The 22,117-nt window shown below is 43.2% G+C and carries 13 protein-coding genes, 4 tRNA genes, 1 other RNA gene and 1 pseudogene; 6 read left to right on the top strand and 13 right to left on the bottom strand.

All coding sequences use genetic code 11. The annotated features are described in order from the left end of the window. Positions 1 to 41: 41 nt before the first annotated feature. The gene (gene topA, locus MEPCIT_RS01485) at positions 42 to 2,636 is read right to left on the bottom strand and encodes a type I DNA topoisomerase (RefSeq protein ID WP_013975679.1); all 2,595 of its coding nucleotides are present in this window, start codon (positions 2,634 to 2,636) and stop codon (positions 42 to 44) included. 520 nt (positions 2,637 to 3,156) lie between these two features. On the opposite strand from topA, the gene argS reads away from it, so the two are divergent. After that, positions 3,157 to 4,887, top strand: a complete 1,731-nt coding sequence (gene argS / locus MEPCIT_RS01480; protein WP_013975678.1) for an arginine--tRNA ligase — start codon at positions 3,157 to 3,159, stop codon at positions 4,885 to 4,887. Positions 4,888 to 4,951: 64 nt separating this feature from the next. Here the strand turns inward: argS and murJ are convergent, their stop codons facing one another. The 10 genes from murJ to ybeY form a co-directional block, all read right to left on the bottom strand. Further along, positions 4,952 to 6,493 carry a murein biosynthesis integral membrane protein MurJ gene (gene murJ, locus MEPCIT_RS01475; protein ID WP_013975677.1) on the bottom strand — a complete coding sequence of 514 codons (1,542 nt, stop codon included), beginning with the start codon at positions 6,491 to 6,493 and terminating at the stop codon, positions 4,952 to 4,954. 361 nt (positions 6,494 to 6,854) lie between these two features. Continuing rightward, positions 6,855 to 7,484, bottom strand: coding sequence for a superoxide dismutase [Mn] (gene sodA, locus MEPCIT_RS01470; protein WP_193352867.1), 630 nt, complete (start codon positions 7,482 to 7,484; stop codon positions 6,855 to 6,857). Positions 7,485 to 7,585: 101 nt separating this feature from the next. Continuing rightward, positions 7,586 to 8,983: an argininosuccinate lyase gene (argH, locus tag MEPCIT_RS01465; protein ID WP_013975675.1), complete on the bottom strand. Its 1,398-nt coding sequence runs from the start codon at positions 8,981 to 8,983 to the stop codon at positions 7,586 to 7,588. Positions 8,984 to 9,268: 285 nt separating this feature from the next. Further along, positions 9,269 to 9,642, bottom strand: an RNA gene (gene rnpB / locus MEPCIT_RS02380) — RNase P RNA component class A. Positions 9,643 to 9,768: 126 nt separating this feature from the next. After that, complete coding sequence (locus MEPCIT_RS01460) at positions 9,769 to 11,493, bottom strand: proline--tRNA ligase (RefSeq protein ID WP_013975674.1); 1,725 nt, start codon at positions 11,491 to 11,493, stop codon at positions 9,769 to 9,771. A gap of 321 nt (positions 11,494 to 11,814) precedes the next feature. Beyond that, positions 11,815 to 11,886, bottom strand: a tRNA-Gln gene (locus MEPCIT_RS01455). Between the two features lie 8 nt (positions 11,887 to 11,894). Continuing rightward, positions 11,895 to 11,971, bottom strand: a tRNA-Met gene (locus MEPCIT_RS01450). Between the two features lie 58 nt (positions 11,972 to 12,029). Continuing rightward, positions 12,030 to 12,104, bottom strand: a tRNA-Gln gene (locus tag MEPCIT_RS01445). Positions 12,105 to 12,126: 22 nt separating this feature from the next. Continuing rightward, positions 12,127 to 12,211 (bottom strand) — tRNA-Leu (locus MEPCIT_RS01440). Positions 12,212 to 12,597: 386 nt separating this feature from the next. Beyond that, a complete protein-coding gene (ybeY, locus tag MEPCIT_RS01435; RefSeq protein WP_013975673.1) occupies positions 12,598 to 13,062 on the bottom strand; it encodes an rRNA maturation RNase YbeY in 465 nt (154 codons plus the stop codon). 699 nt (positions 13,063 to 13,761) lie between these two features. Here ybeY and dolP point away from each other — a divergent pair. The 3 genes from dolP to pfkA all read left to right on the top strand — a co-directional run bounded on the left by dolP (position 13,762) and on the right by pfkA (position 18,148). Next, entirely contained in the window at positions 13,762 to 14,331 is a 570-nt protein-coding gene (dolP, locus tag MEPCIT_RS01430; RefSeq protein ID WP_013975672.1) for a division/outer membrane stress-associated lipid-binding lipoprotein, read from the top strand. Positions 14,332 to 15,111: 780 nt separating this feature from the next. Continuing rightward, the gene (gene tkt / locus MEPCIT_RS01425) at positions 15,112 to 17,106 is read left to right on the top strand and encodes a transketolase (protein WP_013975671.1); all 1,995 of its coding nucleotides are present in this window, start codon (positions 15,112 to 15,114) and stop codon (positions 17,104 to 17,106) included. 79 nt (positions 17,107 to 17,185) lie between these two features. Continuing rightward, the gene (gene pfkA, locus MEPCIT_RS01420; protein WP_013975670.1) at positions 17,186 to 18,148 is read left to right on the top strand and encodes a 6-phosphofructokinase; all 963 of its coding nucleotides are present in this window, start codon (positions 17,186 to 17,188) and stop codon (positions 18,146 to 18,148) included. Positions 18,149 to 18,264: 116 nt separating this feature from the next. Here pfkA and tpiA read toward each other — a convergent pair whose 3' ends face one another. Next, a complete protein-coding gene (gene tpiA / locus MEPCIT_RS01415) occupies positions 18,265 to 19,059 on the bottom strand; it encodes a triose-phosphate isomerase (protein WP_013975669.1) in 795 nt (264 codons plus the stop codon). A gap of 536 nt (positions 19,060 to 19,595) precedes the next feature. Here tpiA and cpxR point away from each other — a divergent pair. Beyond that, on the top strand, positions 19,596 to 20,303 hold the full coding sequence (gene cpxR / locus MEPCIT_RS01410; protein ID WP_013975668.1) for an envelope stress response regulator transcription factor CpxR: 708 nt from the start codon (positions 19,596 to 19,598) through the stop codon (positions 20,301 to 20,303). A 13-nt stretch (positions 20,304 to 20,316) separates the two neighbouring features. Further along, positions 20,317 to 21,215, top strand: a pseudogene (locus MEPCIT_RS01405) (ATP-binding protein); the annotation flags it as partial. A gap of 48 nt (positions 21,216 to 21,263) precedes the next feature. Here MEPCIT_RS01405 and cysE read toward each other — a convergent pair. Continuing rightward, positions 21,264 to 22,070 carry a serine O-acetyltransferase gene (gene cysE / locus MEPCIT_RS01400; protein ID WP_013975667.1) on the bottom strand — a complete coding sequence of 269 codons (807 nt, stop codon included), beginning with the start codon at positions 22,068 to 22,070 and terminating at the stop codon, positions 21,264 to 21,266. Positions 22,071 to 22,117: the final 47 nt, after the last annotated feature.

Raw genomic sequence — 22,117 nt, 5'->3', positions numbered from 1 at the left:
AGAAATAGCGTAACAGCGTCCATTAGCAAAATCAGTTCTGGCTAAGGACCGCAACCGGATGATTTTCTATTCACCTGCCATTTACCGTTAACATAGAACGCTGTCCAGCCTGTAGCCTTACCATCCTTTTCCGAGGAGATATATTGTTGTTTCGTTTTGCGGCTAAAGCGTACTAAGGTGCTATTACCCTCGTCATCCTCTATGGGAGCATCAGCTAGATATTGCAGCTTTACTGGTAAGCGTTCGCGGAAACGAGCTAGTTCTGCTACTAATGGTTTGCGGGTCTCACGGTATTTTGGAAACGTATTAGCAGCCAAAAATACTCCAACTGCTCCTTCACGCAGCACAAAGTACGCGTCCGAATGCCCGTAGCAAGGCAGCTCAGGCAGCAGCACTGGATCTTCCTTCGGCGGCGCTACATCTCCGTTACGCAGGATCTTGCGGGTATTCTTACAGTTGTTGTTAGTACAAGCTATGTATTTACCAAAACGTCCAAATTTCAATTGCATGTTGAAGCCACATTTTTCACATTCTACTACTCGGCCATTATAGGCCACGACTATAAACTCACCCTGTTCTATATTATAGCCGTCACACAGCGGATTTTTACCGCATACGTGGATTTTGCGCTTACTATCGATGACATAGTTGTCCATAGCGGTGCGGCATTTTACGCAGCGGCGGCGTGCGCGTAGTGCATTGGTTTCTTCATCACCTACAGTAAACCTATTCAAGGTTTCTGATTCAGGGATAAGATGAATAGTATTTTTGCAGCGATCTTTCGGGGGTAGCTGGTAGCCTGAACAGCCCAAGAATACACCAGTACTGGCTGTACGGATCCCCATCGGGCGGTCACAGACAAGACAATTGATGCTAGTCATAATCATCTGATTGAGCCGCATGCCTCCGTCTACCGGATTTTGCTCAGCGTTTTTAAGCTGCTGGCTAAATTTGGAAAAAAAAGCGTCTAGTACGCTTTTCCAATCCTGCTGATTAGTAGCCACCTGATCGAGTGTCGCTTCCATTTTGGCGGTAAAATCATAACTCATCAGCTCACTGAAGTTCTCTTCTAGACGATCGGTGACAATTTCCCCTATCTTTTCCGCATAAAAACGACGATTGTCAGCGTGGACATAGCCGCGCTCTTGAATCGTCGATATTATCGAAACATAGGTTGACGGCCGACCGATACCACGTTTTTCCAGTTCTTTCACCAACGAAGCTTCGCTGTACCGGGCGGGAGGCTTAGTGAAATGTTGACTGGGTAGAATTTTGTTCAGTGTAAGATTGTTACCTTCTTTCACAGTTGGCAAAGTACGCTTGTCTTTCTCAGTATGCTGTGTCGGCATAACTTTGGTCCAACCATCAAACATTAGCTGACGACCGTGGGCGCTGAGCTGAAATTCACCAGCGTTCACAGTTAGTATTGTGTAATTATATTGCGCCGGCTTCATTTGACAGGCGACAAATTGACGCCAGATCAACTGATATAGTTTCTGTGCTTCTGCTTCCATGTTGTTCAACTGCTCCGCAAGGGCACTGACGTCTGATGGACGTATCGCCTCATGAGCTTCCTGGGAATTATTTTTACTGACATATTCTTTGGGCTGTGTTGGCAGATAGGAATGGCCGAAAGCGGCGCTGATATAGCAGCGTGCCATGTTAAGCGCATTTCGACTTAAATGAGTGGAGTCAGTACGCATATAGGTAATATGTCCGGCTTCATACAGTCTTTGCGCCAGTAACATGGTTTTCTTCACCCTATATCCTAGGTGAAGGCTGGCTGCCTGCTGGAGCGTCGACGTTGTGAAAGGTGACCCTGGTTTACTGGTAGTAATTTTATCGTCACGGTTGCTAACTATATAATCCGTATGTTCTAGTATAGAGATTGCTGCCTGAAGTTGCTGTTGCTTTGCCGGTTTAAATGGTTTTTCCTGCTGATGTGTCACTTTCATCATTAATTGTGCGGCTTGTGACGTCTGCAGAGCGACATGTAGTTCCCAATACTCTGCCGGCATAAACGATTTTATTTCACGCTCACGCTCTACTACTAGTCTCACTGCCACTGATTGGACCCTTCCAGCAGATAGGCCCCGCGCTATTTTTTTCCACAGTAGTGGCGATACCATATATCCAACGATGCGGTCCATAAACCGCCTCGCCTGTTGGGCATTGACCCGGTTCATATTCAGTACTACCGGATTTTCAAAAGCCTGTGTGACAGCGTTGCGGGTAATTTCATTGAACACCACCCGTCTAAAACGTTTCTCATCACCACCGATAGCTTCGCGTAAATGCCAGGCAATCGCCTCCCCTTCGCGGTCAAGATCAGTTGCGAGATAAACGTGATCGGCTTCTTCCGCCAAAGCTCTTAACTCAGTCACCAACTTTTCTTTACCGGGTAAAATTTCATACCTTGCTTTCCAACTATGGAAAGGATCAATTCCCATCCGTTTTATTAGCACAGTATGCTGGTCAGGTATACACGTATTATTTTTATTTTTACTTGCGGGACTTTTCTTAGGCAAATCGCGAATATGACCAACGCTTGACTTAACTACGTAGCCCTTGCCCAAATATTTATTAATTGTCTTAGCTTTGGCTGGCGATTCAACAATAACAAGGGCTGTACCCATTTACCTTTACCTAATTGATATCGTATGCAATAAGTAATTTTGACGCTAAAACCTAGCTATAAGACCACCAGTTATTTATATTGAGATAAACACAATATTTGTACATAGGTTAATTGTATGTAAAAGCACATCCTATATATTTATATAGTTTAATTAACTATAAGTTAGTTAGTTCAAAAATAATCTTTGGAAAGAACTAAAAAATTAGTTTTCATAAATATCTGCTGAAACATATCGATAGCACAATCATGCATGCTGCAGCAAAGCGATCAACACATCACCTATAGCTGCTGCAGCCATGATTTTATCATCTGATACGGCTTTGTTCAAATGTTTCATCCTTAGTACTTAGTACAATGGATGAGATTAACTCTGTTTTTATAAACATGGAATTATAAGTAATAAAATAAAAATTAAGAGAGGTGGTCGATTACGTAAATATACTGTTTGCTGATGCTATAATAGCTAGCCAAGCATTAACGCTTGAAGAGCGTGGTATCCATGCCACAAAGGTATTTCGATGAATATCCGCATACTAATATCGAACAAAATCAAGCAGGTACTTGTAGCTGCAGGTGCTAGTACTGACTGTGAAGCGCAGGTTCGACCATCAGCGAAATCTCAGTACGGTGATTATCAGGTAAATGGTGTTATGGCGCTTGCCAAACAGCACGGTTGGCGGCCCCGTGCGCTAGCGGAAAAAGTCGTAGGTTTGCTTGACTTAAACGGTATAGCCTGCAAAATTAATATCGCTGATCCTGGTTTCATCAACATTTTTCTCGAACCACACTGGCTAGCTCAGCAGCTTACTGAGGCTCTTGCCTCACCGCGTCTGGGGGTGACTAGTGCCGTTCCGCAGACGATTGTGGTTGATTATTCTGCGCCCAATATTGCCAAAGAAATGCATGTTGGTCATTTACGCTCAACCATCATCGGCGATGCATCAGTGCGTACACTGACATTTTTGGGCCATAATGTCATAAGGGCCAACCACGTCGGTGATTGGGGAACGCAGTTTGGCATGCTGATAGCTTATCTAGAAAAAGTGCAGAAAAATAGCGAAGCTGACATGCAGCTATCAAGTATAGAAAATTTTTATCGCGCTGCTAAACATCATTATGATGAGGAGCCATCTTTTGCCGAACGCGCCCGCAGTTATGTGGTAAAACTCCAGGTTGGTGATGAATATTGCCGGCGTATGTGGCGTCATTTAGTGGATCTTACCATGGCGAAAAATCAACAAACTTATGATCTGCTTAACGTAACGCTGAAGCGTAATGATGTTATGGGGGAGAGTCTATATAACGCTATGTTGCCTGGTATAGTAGCGGATTTAAAGGCTAAAGGGCTGGCTGTAGAGAGTAAAGGTGCCATCGTGGTTTTTCTAGAGGAATTTAAGAATAAAGATGGTGAACCGATAGGGGTAGTAATCCAAAAAAAAGATAGCGCTTACCTATATACAACAACAGATATCGCCTGTGCCAAATACCGCTACGAAACTCTAAAAGCTGATCGAATTATCTATTATATTGATTCACGCCAGCATCAGCATTTGATGCAGGCGTGGACTATCGTTCGTAAAGCCAACTACGTGCCTGAGTCAGTACCCATTGAACACCACATGTTTGGTATGATGTTAGGTAAGGACGGTAAGCCGTTTAAAACCCGCGCCGGCGGTGTAATCAAGCTCACTGAACTGCTGGACGAAGCGCTAGAACGCGCTAGAAGAATTATTTCTGTTAAAAATCCAACTATGGAAGCTAATGAGCTGGAACGGATTGCTCAGGTGATTGGTATCGGGGCAGTTAAGTATGCCGATTTATCGAAAAACCGCACTACTGATTATATTTTCAACTGGGACAATATGCTGAGTTTCGAGGGTAATACCGCGCCTTATATGCAATATGCCTATACCAGGATAGCATCGATATTAAAACGCAGCTACCAGGATGAGCAACAGCTAAACGGCCATATTAAGCTAGAGGCAAAACAGGAAATACAGCTAGCAGTTCGTCTGCTGCAGTTGGAAGAGGCAATCGTTACAGTAGCACGACATGGCACACCCCACGTGTTATGTGCCTATCTTTATGACCTAGCTATGCTATTTTCAGTCTTTTACGAAACTTGTCCCATTCTGAATGCTCAGAATGACACGTTACGACAAAGCCGTCTCCAACTGGCATTGCTAACCGCGCGCATACTGAAGCAAGGACTAGAGTTATTGGGTATCGAAACTGTTGAAAGAATGTAACTATCTGCAAATTACTGCCAGAATCGATAAGCAAATAGCACGTCTGATGCATACGAGACACTCTTTAGTAATTCTGTAACGAGCGTTTGAATTGGCTTGGTCGTAATCCCAACCACCACAATGAAGTGCAATAAAATACAATACCTACCAATACCACAAGCATCAAGCGCACCAGCCTCCAGGGCATGCAGCCCTGCGTCCAGTCTGTCATTACTGATAACAGCCCGACCAACGTCGCGGCCATTATAATTATGGCTAACATTAGACGGCAAAAAAAACTAAGCCAGCCTGGCTGGGGCTGAAATATTTTTTTTCGAAGTAACTGCAAGTATAAAAGACCAGCATTTAGATAAGCAGCAAGACCAATAGATAGTGACAGACTGGCGTGATTTAGCGTACTAAGAAAGGTTAAGTTCAGCAGTTGTGTCATTACCAACGTAATTATCGCCATCCGCACAGGTGTTTTAATATCCTGACAGCAGTAAAATCCGGGCGCTAGTACTTTTACCAAAATTATTCCAACCAAACCAATAGAGTAGGCGGTCAGCGCTCTCTGGGTCATAAAAACGTCAAAGGCGGAAAACTTACCGTACTGGAACAATGCTACCGTTAACGGATATGCCAAAATTGCAAGTGCCACCGCGCTTGGCAACGCTAATATAAAGCATAAGCGTAGTCCCCAATCCAGCAGTCTGGAATATTCATCTTGATGGTCGCAGGTAATGCTTCGCGATAACGAGGTCAGTAAAATGGTTCCCAGTGCAACACCTAGCACTCCGGATGGGCATTCCATCAAACGGTCAGCATAATATATCCATGATACTGAGCCTGACACCAGAAATGAAGCTAATATAGTGTTACTAATCAGAGAAATCTGGCTGACAGAAAAGCCGATCATTGTCGGTCCGATTTGCTGAAGTACACGCCATACACCAGCATCACGTAATTGTATCCTAGGTAGCACTAACATGCCTATTTTTTTCAAGTATGCCAGTTGATAACAAAATTGTATAACGCCACCAGTTATGACTGCCCAGGCCAGGGCCATTACCGGAGGATGAAACAACGGTACAGTTAGTAGTAAGCATCCAATTATACTGACGTTAAGCAACGTTGGCGCCACTGCTGGCACCGAGAACAGGCTCCAGGTATTGAGTATTGTTCCAACCAGCGAGGTGAGGGAGATGAGTAAAATATAGGGGAAAGTGCAACGTAACAGCGAGGTGGTTAGAGCGCATTTTTCTGGCGTATCGGTAAATCCCGGCGCAGTGATTATAATCATCCAAGGTGCTGCTATTATACCTGCGACAGTGACTAGCGTCAGCACCAACGTTAGTAAGCCAGCGATATAGGCAATAAATAGGCGGGTGGAAACGTTGCCCTGCTGGCTCTTATATTCAGCCAAAACTGGAACAAAAGCCTGTGAAAGTGCTCCTTCGGCAAATATTCGACGAAGCAAATTAGGAATTTTAAAAGCGATAAAAAAAGCATCGCTTGCCATACCTGCGCCAAACACGCTAGCAACGATTACATCGCGAATAAAACCCACAATGCGAGAAATAATAGTTACTGAGCTAACAGCTGCCAACACTTTTAATAAGTTCATGGTGTTATTTTCTGTGCTGTCTAGCACCTTCAACGAATAATTTAGCGCGCTCTTCCCAGCATATCTGGAAATGTTCAGTTATACCTCAACCGTTTTTCAGTGCGATAGGGGGTAGGAGCAATAAGCAAACTTGCTTAGTGATAATAGTTAGTTGTTGATAATTCAACATATTGCAAAATAAGCACTGGATCTAATCTAATATGCCGAATAGTTTATTCGGCAATAATCACACAACATATTCCAATACTTTACCTTCCCTCACCATTATTTTTTGTTCTTCTTAGTTACCACCGTATCATCGCCTTGCTGATACGGTGGTAACTAGGATAGGCTGGCAAACAAACAGTGCGATGAGGATAAATTAGGCTTGATTGAAACGAGCGGCTGCTACATCCCAGTTTACTACGTGCCAGAATGATTTGACGTAATCTGTACGTCGATTTTGATATTTTAAATAATAAGCGTGCTCCCAAATATCTAAGCCCAAAATTGGGTAGCCGGCGGTACCAGAAATAGCTTCACCCATAAGTGGATTGTCCTGGTTGGCAGTGGATACTACGGCCAGTTTTAGATCTTTTTTTACAAGCCAGGTCCAGCCAGAACCGAAATAAGCTACAGCAGACTGTTCGAAAGTTTCTTTGAAGGCTTCAATATTACCGAAATCATGTTCAATAGCACTTTTAAATTTGCCTTGCAAGATAGTACCTTGTTTTAAACCATTCCAGAACAGGCTATGGTTAGCATGACCACCTGCATTATTACGTAGTAACAGTAAAGTTTGGTTGTTCGCATGGATCTGATCAAGTTTTTGAATAAGCTCGTCAACCGGCATATGGGCAAAATCCGGGAAGTTTTCCAAGGCGATGTTTGCATTATTGACATATGCTTGGTGGTGTTTGGTATGATGAATCCTCATTGTTTCTTTGTCAATATGAGGTTCCATAGCCTCATAGCTATAAGGCAGGTAAGGTAGCGTAAAGTTCATAATCATGGTCTCTATTTATAGTTGTAACAGTGTTTACTAAACAACTTTATAGCTGTTCAATCTGACTAGTTGGTGCAATTTTAACGCAAACTACAACAATTAATTTACTAATTTACATCAACCGCTATTTTGCTTCTCAGAGACTGTTTTGCTTCCAAGATAGCCTGCGCGATCTGTTCTGGCGCTACACCACCTTTAGCATGACGTTGCGCAAGACATGATGACAAAGCTAGTACTGGATAAACATCCAGGTCTATAACCGTACTGAATGCCTGCAGTTGTACCAGTGGTATAGCCTCTAAGGGAAGTCCAATGCGAATGGCTTCTACCACTACTTTACCAACAATATGGTGCGCCTCGCGAAAGGGAATACCTTTTGCCACCAAATAATCCGCAAGCTCAGTCGCATTAGCATAACCTTGCTGCGCTGCTTCCCGGCAAATTGTGGCTTTAAGTTGCATACCATCGAGTACCAGTGTTGCTATGTGTAGGCAGTCCAGCCATGTATCCAGTGCGTCAAATAGCCCTTCTTTATCTTCTTGCATATCTTTATTGTATGCTAGCGGTAATCCCTTTAGGGTCATCATAATACTGGTTAGTGCGCCTTGTACCCTCCCACATTTACCCCGGATCAGTTCCAACGCATCTGGATTTTTCTTTTGTGGCATTAGCGATGAGCCGGATGTGACACTATCGGATAATTCTATAAATCCTGCTTCGCCAGTGTTAAAGAAAATCAGATCCTCGGAAAAACGGGATAGATGTACCATTCCAATTGCCGCGTCAGATATCAATTCTATAACATGATCGCGATCGGAAACGCTATCCAGACTATTGCGGGTGGCACCAGCAAAACCTAGCCAGCCAGCTAACCGATCGCGATCGATAGCGTAGGCTGTACCAGCTAGCGCACCGGTACCTAGCGGACTTACGTCCAGCCGTGTTAATGTATCCATAAGGCGGCTTTCATCACGTGACAACATTTCATAGTATGCTAGATTCCAATGGGCAAAAGTAATTGGTTGCGCACGTTGCAAATGGGTATAGCCTGGCATTACCACGTCTTGATTTGCCTCGGCAGTTAACACCAGTGCTTGCTGTAATTTCCGTATTGCGCTAAGTAATTCTGTTACTTGTGCTTTGCACCATAATTTAAGATCAGTTGCTACCTGATCGTTACGACTGCGTCCGGTATGTAACTTCTTACCTAAGTCACCAACTTTTTCAATCAATCGTTGTTCAACCCAGCTGTGAATATCTTCCGCCGCGCTGGTAAGGATGGCATCCGGCGTGGTATGCACTTCTTCCAAGATGATGTTTAAAGCATCTTCCACCTGTTTTTGCTCATATTCGCTCAACACACCTACGGTAACCAAAGCGCGGGACCAAGCTAACGAACTAATAATATCCTGTTCAGCTAAGCGATAGTCGAAACAAAGTGAGTCATTAAAAGATTTAAAACGTTGATCTGAAACCTGGCTGAACCTTCCGCCCCACAGTGCCATAAACTAATCTCCTAAAAACCATGCTAACCCGCGCTGCATGGCGCGGAATGTAATAGTACGGCATACAAGCCGCATAATATTAATATTTGATTGATTTTTGTAGTAGGTGTGAAATCTTACCTAAAACACATACCTATATTCGGTAAAACTTTGGGTATTTAGATTTATCACAAATAATTATTGGCTAGATAGAACGCACGATCAGCGCCTGAGTAACCCCAACCAGCTATAATATCAACATTTTAAATGGGGTATGTACTTAAGATGTAGGTAGGTTTAACTGAGTAATGGAGTTAACCGTTAAGCCGGGTTCTGTCGTGGACAGTCATTCATCTAGGCCAGTACTCACGCACTAGCTCAAGCAGCCTACCCGGGTTCAGTACGGGCCATACCATGAGAACCTCTATTTGGCCTTGCTCCGGGTGGAGTTTACCGTGCCGCGAACTGTTACCAGCCGCGCGGTGCGCTCTTACCGCACCCTTGCACCCTTACCTGATCCCGTTAGGGGCCATAGGCGGTTTTCTCTCTGTTGCACTTGTCGTAGGTTTACACCTCCCAGGCGTTACCTGGCACCCTGCCCTATGGAGCCCGGACTTTCCTCCCCCACCCCGTTTCCCATATTGGGACAACGGTAAAGCAGCGACTGTCTGGTTAACTCCTAGTAGGAGTATAGGGATTTTCCAAGCGCTTGTCATCTACGATGATGCAATATAAACATTAATATTCTACGCCGTATTACGTTTTTACTACTTACTATCAAATTATAATACAATCGCAAGTATCATTTAGCTAGCTGTAGTAATTTTCTTTGTTAAAAAGTCAACAATCAAACTGATATTCATTATACATCTATTACCGTTGCAACGATTTTTATACTCTATTTCTTCTTTATAGAGATGACGATCGCCTATGATCAACTGATGTGGTACACCGATTAGTTCCATATCAGTAAACATGACGCCAGGGCGCTCTTCGCGGTCATCTAGAAGAACATCGAAACCTCGCATCTGAAGCTGCTGATAAAGGTTTTCCGCTATATTTTTAACACGGCAGGATTTATGCATATTCATTGGTAAAATAGCAACATTGAAAGGTGCCAGTGCCTCTGGCCACAAAATACCATGCTCGTCATGGTTTTGCTCGATAGCTGCTGCTACTATGCGGGTGATACCTATGCCGTAGCAGCCCATAATCAGCGTTTGATGATGATCTTGGTCAACCTGAACGGTTGCTTTCATAACTTCTGAATATTTTGTGCCTAGCTGGAAGAGATGACCTACTTCAATTCCGCGCTTAATTTGCAGATATCCTTCACCGTCAGGACTGAGATCACCGTCGACAACTTTGCGCAGATCAGCTACCTGGGGCAGCGGCAAATCTCGTTCCCAGTTAATTCCAAAAAAATGTTTACCATTTATGTTAGCACCGGCAACAAAGTCACTCATTGCCGCCACGCTGTGGTCGATGACTAGCGGCAGTTTCATATTCACCGGACCAAAAAAACTGAGTTCGGTGCCGAATACCAAGTTGAGTTCCTCTTCTTGGGCAAATGTCAGTGGGACGGCGACCTGCGGCAATTTCTCCGCTTTAACGTAATTTAGCTGATGATCGCCACGTACTATCAGCGCAACAAGTTGATGACCAGTGTCTTTTCTGGCGCGTACTAACAGCGTTTTAACAGTTTTTTCCAGCGGAAGCGCAAAGTGTGCCACCAGTTCAGCGATGGTATGGATATCTCGTGTATCCACTAGTCGCATTTTTTCTCCAGGAGTGGCGCGCATGACGCTCGGGGCGACAGCCTCGGCCAATTCGATATTGGCGGCGTAATTTGATGCTGTCGAGAAAACAATCTCGTCCTCACCGCTGTCAGCTATAACCTGAAACTCGTGGGATGTGCTACCTCCGATGGAGCCTGTTTCTGCATGTACCGCACGGAACTCCAACCCCATACGTGTGAAAATAGCACTATACGCATTATACATCGCGTTATAGGTATTATTTAGCGAATCTTGGCTAGTATGGAAGGAATAGCCATCTTTCATTACAAACTCCCGCGAGCGCATGACGCCGAAACGCGGTCGTATTTCGTCACGAAATTTAGTTTGTATCTGATAGAAATTCAACGGCAACTGCTTGTAAGAACTGATCTCATTGCGAATGAGATCAGTTATCACCTCTTCATGCGTTGGGCCAAGTACTAACTGGCGCGTGCCGCGGTCAGCAAACCTTAGCAGTTCCGGACCATATTGAAACCAACGTCCACTTTCCTTCCACAAAGCTGCTGGCTGTACTACCGGCATGGATAATTCAATTGCACCGGCTTTGTTCATTTCTTCCCGCACGATATTTTCTACTTTACGCAGTACACGTAAACCAGTAGGTAGCCAGTTATAAAGACCGGAAGCTAGTTTGCGAATCATACCAGCTCGTAGCATCAGCTGATGACTAATCAAGTCAGCATCAGTGGGAATGTCCTTGATGGTAGCCAGAAGATATTGGCTAGTACGCATACTTAGTTAGGTTCAACAAGAGCAGATTCCATAATAAACTGGTATAAACATCAATATCATACAAGCAATGTAGTCTACCAGCGCCGGTAGTTCGTAAAAACCAGCAGAAAATTTAACTTATTACCAACTTATAAAAGTCAATATTGTATTGGCGGCTGATGCCAACAATTACGATCTTCTCGTTGAGATGATAATAAGAACTAAATGACACAGACACCTCTTTATATTGTTGCGTGAGAAGTATAATTATTTAACTGTAACTCAATATTCGGCATAAAAACAATGCAAAAACTGCATGCAACATTGGAAAATAATTGAAGGCTGGGGTACCAGGATTCGAACCTGGGGATGCCGGAATCAGAATCCGGTGCCTTACCGCTTGGCTATACCCCACAATATGGTGGTAGCTACGACGGGAATCGAACCTGTGACCCCAGCATTATGAGTGCTGTGCTCTAACCAACTGAGCTACGTAGCCATAGTTTAACTATTTTGTAATCAATTTGATTACAAAGCTCTTGTATTTTAGATAACATTGGCTGGGATACCAGGATTCGAACCTGGGTGTGGCGGGATCAAAACCCGCTGCCTTACCGCTTGGCTATATCCCATACGCTGCACACCAAAAAATTATGGTGCGGGAGGCGAGATTTGAACTCGCATACCATGCGGCGTCAGAACCTAAATCTGGTGCGTCTACCAATTTCGCCACTCCCGCAAAGTATGTTGGCAACTACAACGTAATAATGCTAACGGTAACCTCAGCACTAATAGTGATAGCTGAACTGTATGATCTAAATTCGCATTTAAGTAGTATATTATGCATAGTTGATAAGCTGCAGTCAACCAATTTCTTCTGCTATTATATGGTTAAACCATCATATGTTACCTGCCTGCCGATAACCAGCAGGGCACGCTTCAAGAAAATATCGATAGATAGTAGTGCCTATATTCTTTTATAGACTGTTGAATATTGCTAGGTGCCAAAGCCACGTACCCACGTTGGCTGAGGATGGTACTGGTACCAAGGTCACTAGCGCACGCAGATCAACAGCAGCATCGCTAGTTATTGGCGATAGTGATTAACTATATTCTGCAATATTATCAAGAAATATATGGATCTGGGTAACCAAGGTTTTGCATTATTGCAGTTTCTATAGATTCCATCTGGATGGCTTCAATCTCCAAAACATGATCATAACCTAGCAAGTGTAACGAACCGTGAACCACCATATGTGCCCAATGCGCTTCCAACGCTTTTCCCTGTTGCTTTGCTTCGTACTCCACTACCTGGCGGCAAATAACTAAATCCCCCAACGATGTGAGTTCTATTTCCGGTGGTGCTTCCAATGTAAATGCAAGCACATTGGTTGGCTTATCTTTGCCGCAATAGGTTAAGTTTAGTGCATGAATTTCCACTTCGTCCACTAGGCGCACGGTTACTTCCGCGTAATCACGGAACAGCGGCAACACACCCAATAGCCAGCGCCGGAAATCAGCTTCGGCTGGTAAACCATATTTATCATCGCAAGCTAGCTGTAGGTCCAATTCCAATCGAACCTTGCTCATTTATTGTTACTCCTTTCTTGGATGATTGTTAAAATTAGCTAACAGGTGCTGCTTATTCAGTTGCACATGTGCAACTAGCTTCGAAGTAGCAATGCAAGCAGCACCTATGCTTAGTTGTGCCTATAGCGAAAGTTTAGCGGGCGCCTCACGGCGACTTTAACCAATCTACTAAAATCATGTTATTTTTTCTTGTTAGGCGAATAAAGTTACACGAACTTAAATAATTAATATTAATGACTCCCATACTAAACCTTGATTGTTGCTGTTGGGGCCAGAAACCATCACCTATGCTATTAACATGCTGATTCAGTAATTACCACACTCTAAAATATTAGATTACAGCACAGTCTATCAACTGTTATCGCATGGTACTTTACTAGTTGCATGCCAATATATTGGTATTTAACGTAATCGCTAATGCTCTGGTTAGCAGGATGTAATCTATAATCTACGCCAAGCAAGTCATTTTGCGCGTCAATATTTGTAGTATCACAAGTTATGTCCACCTATCATTGCTCTAATGATTGAGGAGCATTTGCCAGCATACTGCTATTACTGATGCTATTATTAGGTAATAAGCCATCAAAATTTCGTACAATAGCAGAACGTGTATTCCAGAGCTGACAATGCTAAATATACAATTTTCTATATTAGTTAGTTGTAGTTATTTTACATCTTGCTAGTTGTTAAGGAGCGAACATGAAGGCTTATACATCATTAATACTGCAGTTGGCAGTTTTGATGCTTCAAGGATGCGTTGGTGCTATGGTAATCGGTACCGCTGTGGTCACCACTAAAACCGTGACCGATCCACGCACCTTCGGCACCCAGATCGATGATGGTATACTTGAAGCACGGGTAGCCAATGCGCTTGCAAAAGATCAGAAAGTTCATAAAGAAGCGCGCATCTCCAATACGGTATATCAGGGCAAAGTTCTACTAACTGGTCAAGCGCCGACATCAAAGTTGGCAGAAATAGCTAAGCAGATTACGATGAGAGTTGATGGTGTTACCGAAGTCTATAATGAAATCCGTCAGGGGCAGCCAGTATCATTAAAATGTGTATTAACAGATACCTGGATTACCACCAAGATCCGTGCGAAGTTGCTGATACGCACAGTTAATGTATCAAAATTGAAAATAACCACGGAGAATGGCGAAGTTTTCCTCTTGGGACTAGTAACTAACGCTGATGGTAAAGCCTCATCGGCAATTGCTAGTAAAGTAAACGGAGTGAAACATGTCACTGCCGCTTTCAATTATTTGTAAAATCGAAACATGTTGTAAAATATGCACATATAGTACGAGATCTAACCATACATTTTGATAGCCGACTCGACATAGGCATCGCATCGTTACATCGATTTTTTTATTAGAGTGCTCTAACCAGAATTTATCTGTATTGTTGTATATGGTACTGTACGCAAATCGATGTTCTCCTAAGGCTTGCAGTAACTTATGTAAATAATAATTTGATTGATGGAGTGTAATAGATAACTGCGCCAGTTAGACGACCGTCTAAACAATTTCCAACCGTCGTAGCAGACAGACAGTGGAGATATTCAGTCCATCCGTCATTACGACTCGCAACCAGATGCAACCACCAATCCTTCTGTGAACTTAACAATGCCGCTAGCAACAAATTAGCGATTAATATCAGCGTAGAAATTATCACGCGTGCGATGAAATTATCACGCGTGCGATAATGTATCTTTACTCAATAAAGAAGTTAATGCTGACTTATCCTTCAAGCGCAGTATATATGTTTTACCAATGCAATAAAATTAGTCGCACTAGAAGAACAATGACCTAATTTACGTATACTTATTAAACTGGCCTACACCTGGAAATAAATTAACTGTAATATGCTGGATGAACTTCATAAAATCGCTGTGATCGTTGCTCGCACAATCTGGTTAGTGCAGCTGTTGGAATGGTAATTCCGTTTGGAACATAAACATAAATAACTATGATGCAATGGCCGTGGACAAGCTAGCTGAATCAATTTGCTAGTCTTTTGGCGGTAAAATGTAAAATTTGGAGCCTTTAATGACATCCCGAAAAGAACGGGCAAATGCTATCCGTGCGTTAAGTATGGACGCAGTACAACAATCTAATTCTGGTCATCCTGGTATGCCAATGGGTATGGCGGATATTGCCGAAGTACTGTGGTTCGATTATATGGATCATAATCCTTCCAATCCAAACTGGATTGACCGAGACCGTTTTGTTCTGTCTAACGGTCACGGTTCTATGCTGCTTTACAGCCTATTACACCTAACAGGTTATCATCTACCGATGGAAGAATTGAAAAACTTTCGGCAGTTACATTCTAAAACTCCTGGGCATCCGGAATATGGTTCTACCAATGGTGTAGAAACCACTACAGGCCCACTTGGCCAAGGTATAGCTAACGCCGTTGGTTTGGCAATTGGGGAGCGCACGTTGGCAGCACAGTTTAACCGTACCGGCCATAATCTTATTGATCACTATACCTATGTTTTCCTCGGCGACGGCTGTATGATGGAAGGCATTTCCCATGAAGTATGCTCGTTAGCAGGAACTCTTAAGCTGGGAAAACTGGTGGCGTTCTACGACGATAACGGTATTTCCATTGATGGTGACGTCGATGGTTGGTTTCAAGATAACACTGCCGCCCGTTTTGAAGCCTATGGTTGGCACGTCGTGCACTACGTTGACGGCCACGATAGTACTTCCATTCAGAAAGCAATCGACAATGCCCGTGCTGTCGTTGATAAGCCATCGCTACTAATTTGTAAAACCATTCTTGCATTCGGCGCGCCAACAAAAGCTGGTAAAAACTGCGCTCATGGCTCCCCTCTGGGGCAAGAAGAAATAGATGCTACCAGAAAAGCGATTGGTTGGAACGAGCCCCCGTTTGTTATTCCGGCTGAAATATACCACAGTTGGAATGCGAAAAAAGCTGGTAATAAAAAAGAATCGGCCTGGCAGGAGAAATTCTCAGCCTATGAAAAAGCTTTCCCCGAGCTGGCGCTGGAATTCAAACGCCGTATGCACAGTAAGCTACCAGCTAATTGGCAAGCAGAAAGTCATAAAATAATTCAGCAACTACAAACCAATCCAATGAATATGGCCAGCCGTAAAGCATCACAGAACGCGCTGGAAGCATTTGGTCCCATACTACCCGAATTGCTAGGTGGTTCGGCTGATCTAGCACCAAGTAATTTAACGATCTGGTCGCAATCCAAATCTATTGTTAATGATCATGCTGGTAACTATATTCATTACGGTGTGCGCGAATTCGGTATGACGGCAATTGGTAACGGTATCGCTAATCATGGCGGCTTCATTCCCTATACTGCTACATTCCTTATTTTTGTTGAATATGCCCGCAACGCAGTGCGCATGGCAGCGCTAATGAAAGCTAGGCACATCATGGTTTATACCCATGACTCTATTGGTCTAGGTGCAGATGGTCCAACCCATCAGCCAGTAGAGCAATTAGCTAGCTTGCGCATGACGCCGAATATGAGTAACTGGCGTCCATGTGACCAAGTAGAAACCACTGTTGCCTGGAAGAAAGCTATCGAGAACTGTAATGGTCCCACAGCAATTATTCTTTCGCGCCAGAAACTAGCGCAGCAGGATCGTACGTCACAACAGGTATTAGATATTGCCCGCGGCGGTTATATACTTAAAGACTGCGACGGACAGCCAGAATTAATTTTAATCGCTACTGGTTCGGAAGTTGAACTAGCAGTTGCAGCTTATCAGCAATTTAATAATGAAGGCCGTAAGGTACGAGTAGTATCTTTGCCATCTACCGACGTTTTTGACTTGCAAGATCAAGCTTATCGAGAAACGGTATTGCCGAAAGCAGTGACGGCTCGTGTCGCAATTGAGGCAGGAATAACAGATTACTGGTATAAGTACGTTGGCCTTAACGGGCAAATTGTTGGCATCACCACTTTTGGTGAATCGGCCCCAGCGGAAGAATTATTCCCCTTGTTCGGTTTCACCGTCGATAATATACTGCGCAAAGCGCGGCTGCTAATAACATGATATTTTTCCTTGCATTTTGCTATCAACCATAAAAATAGCCTGGTTGCCAGCTCATAGTATTGTAAGTTGCGAGGTAGTCATGATTAAAAAAATCGGTGTACTAACAAGTGGTGGTGATTCACCAGGTATGAATGCTGCCATAAGGGGCGTAGTACGGGCAGGGCTGGCCGAAAATTTGGAAGTGTATGGCATTTATGACGGCTACCTGGGATTATTTCAAGATTGTATGTCGAAACTTGATCGCTATAGCGTTTCTGATATAATTAACCGTGGTGGTACCTTTCTCGGTTCCGTACGTTTTCCCGAATTCCAAGATGAACATACTCGAGCTATCGCCATTAATAACATGACCAAACGCGGCCTAGATGCGCTGGTAGTAATAGGAGGCGATGGCTCATATTTGGGTGCCAAACGCCTAACAGAGATGGGTTTTCCCTGCATTGGTCTACCTGGTACAATTGATAATGATGTTGCTGGTACCGATTATACTATTGGCTATTTTACTGCACTCGAAACTGTCGTCGAGGCTATTGATCGACTGCGAGATACCTCGACGTCACATCAACGCATCTCCATTGTTGAAGTTATGGGGCGGTATTGCGGTGATCTTACTATGGCGTCAGCCATCGCCGGAGGTTGCGAATTCATAGTGTTACCTGAAGTTGAATTCAAACCTGCCGACCTAGTTTCTGAAATAAAGGCAGGTATCGCTAAAGGCAAAAAACACGCAATTGTCGCGATCACCGAACATATCTGTAATCTCGCTGAGATAGCTCAATATATTGAAAAAGAAACAGGAAGGGAAACTCGCACTACAGTGTTGGGTCATATCCAACGAGGCGGCCGCCCGGTGGCGTATGATCGTGTGTTAGCATCCCGTATGGGCGCGTACTCCATTGAGCTGCTATTACAAGGTTATGGTGGCCACTGTATTGGGGTGCAAAATGAGAGACTCGTGCATCATGATATAGTAGACGCAATCGAAAATATGAAGCGACCCTTCCGCAAGGATATCCTGGAAACTGCGAAAAAACTATTCTAATTTGTGCTGCGGCTGGTAAGCGTTATAACAGTTTGACATGTTTGCGTTTGCTAAATTTGGCAACAGCCAATCTTTTATTTTATTGATCTTGGTTACGTATTAACAACTCAGTCATCTTAAGTTAAGGCAGCCGACCGTAAGTTTTGTTTTGCTTGCGCTGCAGCTTTAACAATCAATACGAATGTGTCAGCCATCAGCGATGCACCGCCGACCAGAGCACCATCAATATCAAGCTGAGTAAATAGTTCAGTGGCATTGCTGGGATTAACCGAACCACCATACAGGATAATAATATTTTCTGCAATTTCAACATTATGTTTAGCAATATACCCGCGGATAAATTTGTGTACCGCCTGAACCTGCGTCGGTTTTGCGGATTTACCAGTGCCAATGGCCCAGATAGGCTCATAGGCTATGACGCAATTTTCTAACGCTTGGACGCCTAAATGGTTAATGACTGCATCAAGCTGACGAGCGCATACCGACTCAGTTTTTCCGTCTTGGTTTTCTGCTTCGCTTTCACCGATACACAATATCGGAATTAGACCAGTTAATTTTAACACAGTGAATTTTTTGACAATATTATCATCACTTTCTTTATGATAGGTGCGGCGTTCTGAATGACCAATGATAATGTATTTAGCGCCGATATCTTTGAGCATCGAAGCGGAAACTTCACCTGTAAAAGCGCCAGCAATATTGGTATCGACATTCTGCGCTCCGAGAGTAAGATTGCTATTGCTGATACCCAAATGATGTTTTGCCAGATCAAGATAGACTACTGGCGGGGCGATAACCACATCACAGCCAATAACGTTACTGAGTTTATTACACAGCGCCACAATCAGTTCTTTTACCATTTCTGTGCTGCCGTTAAGTTTCCAATTACCTATTACTAACGGATGTCGCATTACTCCTCCAGTGAGAGAACGATATAGACAATAAATTTTTACTGGAAAATTTCAGTTCTTTTTTTGTTGTTTGATTATTAATTCTAGCTAGGCGAGAACATATATAACTAGGTATTATATAACAAACTGGGAACAAATTGTTAAAAAGATATTACCTGCAACTTGGTTCCCACAGACATAGCTATTACTGCTTGCAGCAAGGTAGATATGTTAGTATATTCATCATAATTCTTAGCGAAAAGCATGTATAGTTTATTTATAGGTAACTGACAGCTTGTTACTTACAGTATTCTTGTAGTAGCAAGTAGCCAGCAATATAACTGTTGCTGTTCCAGCCGATACCATGGTTATTGTATGTTACAACAAAAAATTGCTGTTTTCGCCGTGCCCTAGTACACATTAAGTCTTAAGTATAATCTTCATCTCATTATTATTACTATACAGGTGATATATAAGTTAAATTTTTTAATTAAAGTTAAGTAATAATTTGAATTAGGTTAGATTAATGACGTATTTTACGTCTGGAGATGAAGTAAATGAATAATATTCTTTTGGTTGATGATGACCGAAAATTAACATCGTTGTTACGTGAATTATTGGAAATGGAAAATTTTAACGTCCAAGTAGCCCATGATGGCGAACAGGTGTTAAGTAAGTTTAACAGTTCCATAAATTTATTACTTCTAGATATTATTATGCCACGTAAGAATGGTATTGATACTCTTAAATGGTTACGTCAGCAACACTACCAAACACCAGTAATTATGCTAACCGCCCGTGGCAACGAACTGGATCGTGTTTTAGGCCTGGAATTGGGGGCAGATGATTATATACCAAAACCTTTTAATGATCGCGAATTGATAGCACGTATTAGGGCAATATTACGCCGCTTACATTGGAAAGATACTGAGCAACAGCAAACCAGAGAAGCAGGAACACCATCACTTAAGGTTGATCTTATGATTCTGAACCCAGGACGCCAGGAGGCGACCTTCGATGGTACGTTACTGGAATTGACTGGCACCGAATTTAATTTGCTGTATTTACTGGCGCAGCATCTCGGTCAAGTAGTGCAGCGCGAGTATTTAAGCCAGGAGGTCTTGGGTAAAAGATTAACACAATTTGACCGATCTATTGATATGCACATTTCTAATGTACGTCGCAAGCTACCAGAACGTCAAGATGGGCAACCGTGGTTTAAAACCTTGCGCGGACGAGGATATTTAATGGTCTCAACTGCATGATCAAAAACATTATTTGCTATTTGATCGAAAGTTATTATTACTGTTACTGCTTATCAGTAATACTTACCAGTATACTTATCAGTATACTGGTAAGTATTACTCTTTTATTATGGCTGGCAAGAAGTCAAGCCAAACTTGCGCGTGAACTAAAACATGCCGCAGCCGCAGATGAGGTGGTACGTGGGAATGGGCATATACAACAGCATCCCGAGTTTGATACAGGTCAAAATGAATTCTTTTGACTACCGGCATGATAGTTATATTAATGACAATCAACGTATACTAGACAACATATTTCATGAGTTGCGCACGCCATTAACCAGGATACAGTTAACTACCGCGCTAATGCGACGGCGGCAAGGTGATGACTATGCACTACGCATTGATACCGAAGTTCACCGGCTAAATTCAATCTTACTAGAAATTTCTAGGTCTAACAACCCGGAGCGTCCGCGTGAGGTATTGAAGACAAACCATTTGTGGGCTAATGTTATTAGTGATGCTCAGTTTGAAGCAGAGCAAATGGGCAAAAGCCTGGAGTTCACATCACTACCAGGTAACTGGACCATAATAGGTGATGCTTTCGCACTAAATAGTGCGCTTGAAAATATCGTGCGTAATGCTATACGTTACTCGCATCACCGGATATTAGTCGGATTTAGCACCGATCAGTATCGGATAACCATTACCGTTGACGATGATGGCCCCGGCGTCAGCAAAGATGATCGAGAGCAGATTTTTCGGCCTTTTTACCGTACCTCTCAAGCCAAAGACCGTGATTCCAGCGGAACTACTGGTGGTCTCGGGCTCGCAATCGTAGAAACAGCAGTCATACAGCACGGTGGTTGGGTAAAAGCAACAGATAGCCCACTTGGCGGATTGCAGCTGATTATCTGTCTTCCTCAGACCTAGATATGAAGCAAAAATTTTCCTCTCACCGCAGCGCTGCCATAACTGCTGTCAGATACCGGCGCCCAATTCTAAAAGTGGGCTGCTGATGATTTCCTCTGATAGTCGGTCGCCTTTCTGTTTACCTACCACCCTTGCTGGTACGCCAGCAGCGGTGGTATGAGCCGGTACCGAGCGTAAGACTACTGAACCAGCACCAATTTTTGCCCAACGCCCAACCTCAATATTTCCGAGAATAGCAGCGCCGGCGCCGATCATTACTCCTTCGCGAATTTTAGGGTGGCGATCTCCGCTGGTCTTGCCGGTGCCTCCTAGAATTACTGATTGCAGTATGGAAACATTATCTTCTACCACTGATGTTTCGCCAATAACGATGCCAGTGGCATGATCTAGCATAATGCCACAGCCAATGTGTGCAGCAGGATGAATGTCAACACCAAAAGATACGGAAATTTGATTTTGTAAATATAATGCCAACGCCTGGCGGTTTGTATACCATAACCAATGGCTAATACGATATGCCTGCAGAGCATGAAACCCCTTCAGATACAGCAGAGGCGTGGAATAGTTATCCACCGCTGGGTCTCGTAGTTGCACAGCGTGGATGTCACGCGCGGCGGATAAAATCATACTATAATCGGCACTATAGGCTTCTTCTAATAATTCATTGATTGCGATGACTGGTATAATTTGATTGCTAAGTTTATTAGACAGTATATAGTTCAATGCACTGCTTAAGTTTTTGTGCTTTAGTAGTGTTCTGTGAACAAAACTAGCTAGCATAGGTTCACAAGCAGTCATAAATTGCGCTTCAACATTGATGTTATTCCATATAAATTCTAATTCTTCTGTTGACATTCAGATCGCCTTCTCTTGTATTAGTCTTAACAACTATCAATTTTACC

It is taken from the genome of Candidatus Moranella endobia PCIT, from assembly GCF_000219175.1.
Lineage (GTDB): Bacteria > Pseudomonadota > Gammaproteobacteria > Enterobacterales > Enterobacteriaceae > Moranella > Moranella endobia.
This window is presented reverse-complemented; position numbering and strand designations above follow the sequence as displayed.

Coding starts and splice junctions, on each gene's coding strand:
- topA (WP_013975679.1), bottom strand. CDS start 2,636: ATGGGTACAGCCCTTGTTATTGTTGAATCGCCAGCCAAAGCTAAGACA.
- argS (WP_013975678.1), top strand. CDS start 3,157: ATGAATATCCGCATACTAATATCGAACAAAATCAAGCAGGTACTTGTA.
- murJ (WP_013975677.1), bottom strand. CDS start 6,493: ATGAACTTATTAAAAGTGTTGGCAGCTGTTAGCTCAGTAACTATTATT.
- sodA (WP_193352867.1), bottom strand. CDS start 7,484: ATGATTATGAACTTTACGCTACCTTACCTGCCTTATAGCTATGAGGCT.
- argH (WP_013975675.1), bottom strand. CDS start 8,983: ATGGCACTGTGGGGCGGAAGGTTCAGCCAGGTTTCAGATCAACGTTTT.
- MEPCIT_RS01460 (WP_013975674.1), bottom strand. CDS start 11,493: ATGCGTACTAGCCAATATCTTCTGGCTACCATCAAGGACATTCCCACT.
- ybeY (WP_013975673.1), bottom strand. CDS start 13,062: ATGAGCAAGGTTCGATTGGAATTGGACCTACAGCTAGCTTGCGATGAT.
- dolP (WP_013975672.1), top strand. CDS start 13,762: ATGAAGGCTTATACATCATTAATACTGCAGTTGGCAGTTTTGATGCTT.
- tkt (WP_013975671.1), top strand. CDS start 15,112: ATGACATCCCGAAAAGAACGGGCAAATGCTATCCGTGCGTTAAGTATG.
- pfkA (WP_013975670.1), top strand. CDS start 17,186: ATGATTAAAAAAATCGGTGTACTAACAAGTGGTGGTGATTCACCAGGT.
- tpiA (WP_013975669.1), bottom strand. CDS start 19,059: ATGCGACATCCGTTAGTAATAGGTAATTGGAAACTTAACGGCAGCACA.
- cpxR (WP_013975668.1), top strand. CDS start 19,596: ATGAATAATATTCTTTTGGTTGATGATGACCGAAAATTAACATCGTTG.
- cysE (WP_013975667.1), bottom strand. CDS start 22,070: ATGTCAACAGAAGAATTAGAATTTATATGGAATAACATCAATGTTGAA.